Origin of the sequence: Otoolea muris (assembly GCF_943193115.1) — a bacterium.
Classification (GTDB): domain Bacteria; phylum Bacillota; class Clostridia; order Lachnospirales; family Lachnospiraceae; genus Otoolea; species Otoolea muris.
The window spans coordinates 1-6,047 of the sequence record NZ_CALPCY010000101.1; the positions used below are offsets into that span (position 1 = coordinate 1).

Sequence of the window (6,047 nt, forward strand, 5' to 3'; positions counted from 1 at the left end):
GTACAGCTCCTCCGCTTTCTCATACTCTCCCTGCCTCGCATACACTCCCGCCAGGTTGTTATAACTGGTAGCTGTATATGGATGGCCCCCGCCAAGCACTCTCTCACGTATCGCTAGCGCCTTTTCGTACAGCTCCTCCGCTTTCTCATACTCTCCCTGCCTCGCATACACTCCCGCCAGGTTGTTATAACTGGTAGCTGTATCTGGATGGCCCTCGCCAAGCACTCTCTCACTTATCGCTAGCGCCTTTTCGTACAGCTCCTCCGCTTTCTCATACTTTCCCTGGCTTTCATACACTCCTGCCAGATTGTTATAACTGGTAGCTGTATTTGGATGGCCCCCGCCAAGCACTCTCTTACGTATCGCTAGCGCCTTTTTGTACAGCTCCTCCGCTTTCTCATACTCTCCCTGCCTCGCATACACTCCCGCCAGGTTGTTATAACTGGTAGCTGTATCTGGATGGCCCCCGCCAAGCACTCTCTCACTTATCACAAGCGCCTTTTCGTACAGCTCCTCCGCTTTCTCATACTCTCCCTGGCTTTCATACACTCCCGCCAGATTGTTATAACTGGTAGCTGTATATGGATGGCCCCCGCCAAGCACTCTCTCACTTATCGCTAGCGCCTTTTTGTACAGCTCCTCCGCTTTCTCATACTCTCCCTGGCTCTTATACACTCCTGCCAGGTTGTTATAACTGGTAGCTATATCTGGATGTCCCTCGCCAAGCACTCTCTCACGTATCGCTAGCGCCTTTTCGTACAGCTCCTCCGCTTTCTCATACTCTCCCTGGCTCGCATACACTCCCGCCAGGTTGTTATAACTGGTAGCTGTATATGGATGGCCCCCGCCAAGCACTCTCTCACTTATCACAAGTATTTTCCTATACAACTCTTGAGCTTTCTCATATTCAGCTATATACTGCAATAAATATGCAAGGGCATCTGTAATTTCAACCTGTTCCAAGCCGTCTCCCATATTGACTTTTTTAATAATATTTTCTGCAAAAGGAATATACTGCTGACATTCCAGGGGGGAACCATTTTCCGGTACCTCAAGATACCTTTTACATGCTTTTATGAGTCCGGCGTGCTTTTCAAACTCCGGCCTGTTTTTTTCATAAATAAACTGCGCGAACACCGGGTGCAGAGCATAGCTTTCCTGCCACATATCAAACTGCAGCCACCCCTTCTGATATAACCCCATCAGGATATCACAATCTTCACCTGCACCGGCATCTGCAAGCAGCCATTCGTTACACACCTCTGCTGCTAAAGGAATATAAGGAAATACCGAAAATGCTTCCAGGATGTTCTTCTCTGTATCTGTCAGCTCAGATAAATCGTATAAAGCCTCATAAGACCGCTGAATATTGACAATTTCTCCATCCTTATTGAATTCCAGGCAGAACCCTTTTTCTTCCAGTTTCTCACGCAGTTTTCTCGCTGGCCACGTTTTTGCCCACGCCAAATGTGCCAGATGCTCTACCGTAAGGGTATGTCTTCCGACCAAATTCTCTATAACATAGTTCAAATCCTGTTCTTCCTCCGGCGTGACTTTCCTCCCACTGCCCTTAAACCGGATTTTCTCATAAATTTCTCTGCACTGTTCCGTATCAAGGAAACCTATCTGATATGGTTCAAATTCATCACAGATGGAAGCCTGCCGGGATGTTAGGACAACCGCCCCAGGAATACTCCTTAACTTCTTCAGACCCGGATCAGCACTTATGGTCTTATCCACATTATCAACAAAGAGCAGCAGCTTTCCGTCTGCTGCCAGATATTCCAGTTCCCTCCATGCAGCCTCCTGGTTTTGCTCCGGATTCTCCTGCTTCTTAAACTTCAAACCGCTTTGCAGGCTCCTGTCCATATTCCCATCATATTCAATAAAGCCTATGTACCGGAAAGGCACGTTTTCACCCTTGGAATGTTTTTCATTGTATTCCCCAAACAATTTCCTGCAGATATGCGTCTTCCCAATCCCACCCATACCGCTTACCAGAACAGACTTCCGCCCCTCCTCTACTCTCTGGCGTAAATCCTGCAGCTCCCTCTCACGGCCAGTAAAATAGTATGCTGGCTTTATATTGGCCCTATGGGTGACAACAAACTCCCGCTCATTATCCTGAAACATGGTATAATAATTGTTTGTCTGATTGCCGCCAACATAGTGTCCCACGCTTCCCTCATTAAGGCGGTTTTTTATCTTCTGATCCATAGTAATTCTCCCCTATCCGTCAGCTCTTCAGCACCGCATTCTCTATTTGTACCTCTGCCTCCTGGATATCCGGATTGTTCCTGTCTGCGACTATACTTAAAAACTCCCCCACAGAAGACGCAATATTTTTATAGCGCTTCAAATCCGCTGCCAGCTCAACCGCATTGGCCGGATCCAGCCCCTTTACAGCAGCTTCCAGTTTATTACATTCCTGCTGCCAGTAACTTATGTACCCAGCGCGTGCCAAAGGATCATATATGCCGGTTTCCACAACGGCCGGGAAAATTCTGTCCGCATACTCCCGTTCTTTCATCATCTCCGTGACCTCAAACATACAGTTTTTCGATTTCAGATAAGAATCGCTGATAATGAGGACCGCAAAGTCCTGCTGCCGGATTCCTTCCATAAAGTCCCTGATGCTCTTCCATGGGCCAATGTCCCGCACATCTCTTTTTACGGTTACGCCCGCAATTCCGGACAGATGCCTGTCAATTCTGTCTGCTGTTTCCACATCATGCCAGTTATAAGAAAGAAATATCGTTTTGTCGTCCCTGTTTTCCTCCCTCCCCGCTTCTGTCCGATCGCCATAATAATTATTAACTGTACTGTTCCCGCCTGTATAGCCGCTCCCAACGGAAACGCCTTTCAGTATATTTTTAATCTTCTGTCCCATAAATTCCACCTCCGTAGTATTAATGACACAACACAGACAAATGTACTGTCCGGCTGATAAATGTTAATACATAGTATCATAAATTAAAAAGGTGCGGTACTATGGCATGGCCCCCAAAATATATCACTTCTTTATCTGAATCAGACTTTAATAAACTACGCGCCATCTCCGTAAAAGGGTACTCCCAAATCCTTTATCCGGCGGAGCTGGATCCTCCTGAAGTTAATTGAGATCTTGCGTCCTTCCTCACGGAGCATCCGCATACTCTCTGTTGTCCCCTGTCTCCGCCCCGTGCCCGGCCAGGAACTGACGGGGCAGCATGTCCTAAATGACCGGGACTGCTCTCAAACAGATTACAGACCGCATTCAATGCTATATATCACAAAATTCAATTCTGTCAATAAATTCTATAAGTGTTTTTCCGGCTTTCATTTTTTTGCCGTATCTTGGTTGTATAAAGCGATAATATTGACCATTTTTCTTTAAACGTATATTTCCATGGATTGGACATTTTTGGACAAGCTGCAATGTGCCATCCTTACGCTCTGATAATTCTTCATCATCCACATGATATACATATGGCATGTCCATCTGTATGAAATTATCAACCGTTAGATGGGAAGCATTTTCCCTGCAATATTTACATTCAACAATACGCTTTGTACGAAATGCTTTTGTATGGGTATAGGAATTCGCAGACTCCCATGCATGCGAAATATTCTCAGCCAGAGTATCGTTTCCTAACATTTTACCAAACAGATTGTTTTTTTGCGCCAAATATATCGCAGTTCCTTTTATAACAGAAACAGGGGCTTTTACAACAAACGGCCATCCGGACTGCCTGGTTGTTTTTTCATCAAGTTCATATGCTGCTTCATTTGGATCGGAGTTTGCAAAACGCCTTGCCAGCCTGCGTTTCTGCCCCTCGCTAATACCTGGAAAAAATTCCTGTTTTTGTTCAGGAGTATTTAGCGCTTTCCAGGTAAATTCATAAATCCCTTTACTATTTCGATGCGCTTTCGCAATATAAACCGTGGGACATTTATCCCAGCATTCATGAAATCTATAGGAAATTGATATCAATTCTCCCATTGTCCACCAGGAACAGTAATAACCATCCGTCTGGAAGATTAGAATCGAGGTACATTTATGGATTTCCCTGTCGGTGATGCTGACAATTTCCCAGCGTCGTTGTTCTGTCATGAATTCTGTTGCAACCTTGCCTGGTGCAAAATAGTGAAAGCTCTCTTTTAACACCCCCGTATGTTCTTCAATCTCTTGAAAATGATCCTTTAAGATTTTATAATCCTTACTCAAATAGCTGATAAAAAGCGATGGCCCTTCGAGAGCTTCCATATGTTTGTCCGACTCTTCCATCATTTGTGTGATTATTTCCAAGCAATTCGTGATGGAAGGAGCCTCTTTCGGCTTGTTGCTCCGTGGCAGCTCTAACCGTTCCAAAGTATAGCCCAGCCATTCCAAAATATGCGCATTTGCCTGCTCAGGATCTGTCACGCTGTCCAATTCGTTTAAATCCCCGCCAATTTTTATCCATGAAGGCGCGCCGCCTTTTCTTTGCCCCTCAAAGTTGTACGGAAGTTCTGTTCTGGATATAATCAGCACGTGATCCAGATGTTTCATCAGATCATAGGCAAACTGATATTGATCGAAAATGCCATCCTCAATCGATCCATCAAAAATAACGGTATCAGAATAAAGACAGGCGCTAAAAGAACACATCTGGCAATCAGACAGGCTGGAAAATTTACCCGTCTTTATCATTTCATCGACAACATCTGTAACCTCAAATTCATACTGCGCGTTCCCGCTTTTGTTTTCCTGTTCCGGTACAAAATGTTCAAACAGAGCTTTACTTTGCTGAAAAAGCATTTCTCCCCATTTTGAGGGGCTTTTTATGTAAGATACAAGAATTTTTTTCTTCATAGTTCTTTACTGATTAACTGATAATCAATGTTCACCTCGCTTTTCCCTATGCTAAAAATGCAAAATAATCCTTTACAAAAAACAGCAAATCCAATTGTCGATGACCTGGGAATCTTTTGCAAAATAAAATAATTGCATATGCGTAAAATTATTGCCATAGGCGGATTGAGTCAACAACCCCGCTGCAAGCAACGGGGCGTCAAACTTACGGCGCTGCAGAGCAGCAGGGTATTTGACGCGGCAGTCGCCAAATGTGCATGCAAGCATGCCCACTTGGCCCGTTGCCCGCGGGAATAAAGGGTGCGGATACGTAACCGTTCAGCCATCGCGTTAAATGGAAAGGGAAACTGACAAAAAAACATGCTGAAATTTTTCAAGATGCTGTAGAGTATTATCCACAATGACAGACAGATTTTGGGACGATCAGATGCTGCTGAGATACCGCTGCTGTAAATGTGTATAACTTTCCCTGCTTTCAGGAGATTTTTCCTGAAATATGGCCGTATCTGCACATCAAAAATTATACCTTGTTAATACACAAAAGTAAAGCTCTATTTATTCTTTTCTTACTATTCCCTGCTTATTTTGTCCTTTTTATACCCTTATCCGGCTTTACAATGTGCTTTTACCAAACAGGGCGTAATGCCCTTTTTCGCGTTCTACATAATTATGCTCACAATACTGCCAATACTTATTTCCTGTTGCTGCATTCTTCCACTTTCCAGCATTTAATTTTGTAAGAAAAATGGTTGATTATCTCAAAAAAGCCTTGATTTACGGGCATACAAGCAGGATTTCAAGCTGAATTTACTACCAATTTACTACTTTTGAGGGAAAGAGCCTTGATATGCCGCCCCCCAACCCTGCCAGCCCAGCCACCAGCACACAGCATTGAGAAAGAATAAATGAAAACTGAATACGACGCATACGCGGCGTTTCTCTATCCCAACACGGGAGAATAGGAACGCCGCTTTTTTTATGCCCTCATGTTACGCAGTAGGGGCGAAAAGAGCCTTGCTATATGCGGCTTTGCGGGCGCACTTTTGCCGGGGACAGGGATTTATACCTTTATCCCCGAAAATGCCGTTCTATTGCGTAACATTCCAATATCTGCACCAATGAGAATCCGGGGTGCGGTGGCTATATGATAGCTGCCGCGTCCCGGTTTTTTCTAATTGTAGAGACTATTATATCTTACCAAATGTTCTAATTG

The 6,047-nt window shown here is 44.5% G+C and carries 3 protein-coding genes; all 3 read right to left on the reverse strand.

Translation table 11 applies throughout. The features are described from left to right. The coding region (locus NFS31_RS25915) for a tetratricopeptide repeat protein (protein WP_251501726.1) at positions 1-2,217 on the reverse strand (2,217 nt) is incomplete at its 3' end. A 19-nt stretch (positions 2,218-2,236) separates the two neighbouring features. Next, the gene (locus tag NFS31_RS25920; protein ID WP_251501728.1) at positions 2,237-2,890 is read right to left on the reverse strand and encodes a toll/interleukin-1 receptor domain-containing protein; all 654 of its coding nucleotides are present in this window, start codon (positions 2,888-2,890) and stop codon (positions 2,237-2,239) included. 372 nt (positions 2,891-3,262) lie between these two features. Further along, on the reverse strand, positions 3,263-4,834 hold the full coding sequence (locus NFS31_RS25925; RefSeq protein ID WP_251501730.1) for a hypothetical protein: 1,572 nt from the start codon (positions 4,832-4,834) through the stop codon (positions 3,263-3,265). Between the last annotated feature and the right edge of the window lie 1,213 nt (positions 4,835-6,047).

Excerpts from the sequence above, each read along its gene's own strand:
- NFS31_RS25925 (WP_251501730.1), bottom strand. The coding sequence starts at position 4,834 with ATGAAGAAAAAAATTCTTGTATCTTACATAAAAAGCCCCTCAAAATGG.
- NFS31_RS25920 (WP_251501728.1), bottom strand. The coding sequence starts at position 2,890 with ATGGGACAGAAGATTAAAAATATACTGAAAGGCGTTTCCGTTGGGAGC.